Annotated in this window: 3 protein-coding genes and 1 pseudogene; all 4 read right to left on the bottom strand. The window is 58.6% G+C overall.

From position 1 onward, the window contains the following. Positions 1-106, bottom strand: a pseudogene (locus tag EOA86_RS40745) (histidine phosphatase family protein); the annotation flags it as partial. Continuing rightward, positions 103-1,206 (bottom strand): inositol-3-phosphate synthase, encoded by a 1,104-nt coding sequence (locus tag EOA86_RS29330; RefSeq protein ID WP_128344851.1) that lies wholly within the window; start codon positions 1,204-1,206, stop codon positions 103-105. The gene EOA86_RS29330 and the pseudogene EOA86_RS40745, both read right to left, overlap by 4 nt. Positions 1,207-1,358: 152 nt before the next feature. Further along, the gene (locus EOA86_RS29325) at positions 1,359-1,544 is read right to left on the bottom strand and encodes a hypothetical protein (protein ID WP_095519944.1); all 186 of its coding nucleotides are present in this window, start codon (positions 1,542-1,544) and stop codon (positions 1,359-1,361) included. 138 nt (positions 1,545-1,682) lie between these two features. After that, positions 1,683-2,729, bottom strand: coding sequence for a UDP-glucuronic acid decarboxylase family protein (locus tag EOA86_RS29320; protein WP_128344849.1), 1,047 nt, complete (start codon positions 2,727-2,729; stop codon positions 1,683-1,685). Between the last annotated feature and the right edge of the window lie 76 nt (positions 2,730-2,805).

Below are 2,805 nucleotides of genomic sequence, written 5' to 3'. Positions count from 1 at the left end.
GTGCCCTGCCGGTGTCGCCAAGGCAGACTCCGGCCATGCGTCCGGCAAGATAAGCGCCGACATTGTCGTGCGCCGCATGGCGGATCAAAAAGAATGTCGTCGTCATTCCGCGGCATCGAGCATCGGCTCGTCCCTACCGGCGATGAAAGACAGCGTGCGCAGGCGTGCCTCGGCATCGGTGAACTGCTCGGGCGGCGACTTCATGAAATAGCTGCAAGGGCCAGTCAGCGCTCCCGCGACGCCGCGGTCGAGCGCCAACTTGGCGCAGCGGACAGCATCGATAACGACCCCGGCGGAGTTGGGCGAATCCCACACTTCCAGTTTGAGCTCTGCATTCAGCGGCACGCCGCCGAACGTCGTGCCTTCGACGCGGATGTAGGCCCATTTTCGATCGGTAAGCCAAGGCACATGGTCGCTGGGGCCGACATGGATGTTACCGGCCTCCAGGGGAACATCGAGCTGGCTGGTTACGGACTGTGTCTTGGAAATCTTCTTCGATTCCAGCCGCTCGCGTTCCAGCATGTTGAGGAAATCGGTGTTGCCGCCGAAATTCAGCTGATAGGTGCGGTCGATGCGGACGCCGCGCTCGCGGAACAGATTAGCGAGCAGCCGGTGCACGATCGTCGCGCCGACCTGGCTTTTGATATCGTCGCCGATCAACGGCAGGCCACGCTGTTCGAAGAGTTGGCGCCATTCCGGTCGCGACGCGATAAAAACCGGTATGCAGTTGACGAAGGCGCAGCCGGCCTCGAGCGCGCATTCGGCATAAAAACGCGTAGCCTCTTCCGAGCCGACCGGCAGATATGAGACCAATACGTCAGCGCCGCTTTCCCGCAGCAGCGCGCTGACATTCGCGACCGGCTCTTCTGCCTCCTCGATTTCATCGCGTAGATATTTGCCGATTCCATCGAGCGTTGGTCCGCGCTCGACGCGAACGCCGGTTGCTTCGACATCGGCAAAGCGGAAGGTGTTGTTGGGCGCATTGAATATGGCTTCCGCCACATCCCGCCCAACTTTGCCCTTGGCGACGTCGAAAGCACAGACGACCTCGATGTCATCGACATGATAACCGCCTAGATCGGCATGCATCAGGCCCGGTATCGGCTCATTACCTCTGGCGTCCCGATAATATGAGAGGCCCTGGACAAGGGAAGACGCGCAATTGCCGACGCCGGCTATTCCAATCCGTACCTTTTTCGATCCCACGAAACTGCCGCCATCGCTGTTGAAGATAAGTTCCTCGCGCCGAACTGCCAGTTGCCGGGAATGTTCCTTGCGACCCTGGAAAAATCACGAACTCCATGGCCGATTAAAGCTGCGCGCTGTTTGAGGCTGCCTGGGCCTAAGCGCCGCAAGCCTCAGTCGAGCCGTCGCAGCATATCCGCTTCCTTTTCGAGGATGGTGGCCACTTCCTCGCGCTCGAGGTGCGTCATCATCAGGCTCACACAGCATTCAAGGTAGATGATCGAGGCACGTCTCAGAAAGGCAGCCGTTTCCCTTTCGGCCATTTGCTCGATGTCCTTGGCGGATCGTTTTCGATGCACGGGTCGGTTCTCCATGCCGGTATCTTCGCCCAACGGCGAGCTCGGCTGGATGTTCCCTTAATGACAAAAAGTGAGAGCGCGCGTTCGGGCGCCACGGTCTCACATGGCCCATGTCCGAGCGCACAACTCCCCCTGACTTCAGGCCGGCAAGTTTTGCAGTCGGCCTGAAGCGGACCTCACGCTTGGCGCAATTGGGGGAATTCGATCCTCGTTACGACTCGCTTCGAGCTCCATAAAATAGCTGATCGTCTGCATCAGGCCTTGCCTGAGCGGCACCTTTGGCGACCAATCCAGAAGGGTTTTTGCTCGGGAAATGTCCGGTTGCCGCCGGCGAGGGTCGTCTTGCGGCAGTGCCAGGAATTTGAAGGCCGAGTTGCTATGGGTCATATCTCTCACCAATCCAGCCAGTTGAAGAACGGTGAATTCCCCGGGATTGCCTAAATTGACCGGTTGGCGCGGATTGGGATCGACATCCATAAGACGGACCAGACCGTCAACCAGATCGGAGACATAGCAGAACGACCTGGTCTGCAGCCCGTCGCCGAATATCGTCAGTGGTCTCTTCTCGAGAGCCTGCATCACCAGGTTCGAGACAATCCGGCCGTCGGCAGGATCCATCCTCGGACCATAGGTGTTGAAGATGCGCGCGACCCGGATGTCGGCCATCTCGGTTCTTAAATAATCGAAGCACAAGGTTTCGGCGGTTCGCTTGCCCTCGTCATAGCAGGCACGAGGACCGGTGCAGTTCACATGACCGACATAGTCTTCCCTTTGCGGGTGCTGTTCGGGATCGCCATACACTTCGCTTGTCGATGCCTGAAGGAAGCGCGCATTATTTCGGGCGGCAAGCTCAAGCAGATTGAGCGTTCCGATCACGCAGGTTCGCGTGGTATGAACCGGATCGGCTTGGTAACGCGGCGGCGATGCGGCGCACGCCAGGTTGAAAATGCGGTCCACCGGCTCAGCAAGGTCCAATGGTCGGCAAATATCCTGCTCGATCAACCGGAAACGAGGACGGTCCATCATCGAGACGATGTTTTCCATCCGGCCGGTAAGAAAATTGTCGACACAGATCACCCGGTACCCGGTCTGAAGCAGTGTTTCGCAAAGATGCGAACCGAGGAAACCCGCGCCGCCGGCGACAAGCGCCGTTTTGGTCCGTTGCGTCCTTCTTGATTGCCGCATCTCTATTTTCTCCTGTCTGCCAGTCATGCTGCACTTTCGATGTCCAGATCGAGAGCTGGACGTGCCGATCTTGGCC

This window comes from Mesorhizobium sp. M5C.F.Ca.IN.020.32.2.1 (assembly GCF_004023105.1).
GTDB lineage: Bacteria > Pseudomonadota > Alphaproteobacteria > Rhizobiales > Rhizobiaceae > Mesorhizobium > Mesorhizobium wenxiniae.
The sequence above is the reverse complement of the archived record's forward strand: the minus strand, read 5'-3'. Positions and strand labels throughout refer to the sequence as shown.

Coding starts and splice junctions, on each gene's coding strand:
- EOA86_RS29320 (WP_128344849.1), bottom strand. CDS start 2,729: ATGCGGCAATCAAGAAGGACGCAACGGACCAAAACGGCGCTTGTCGCC.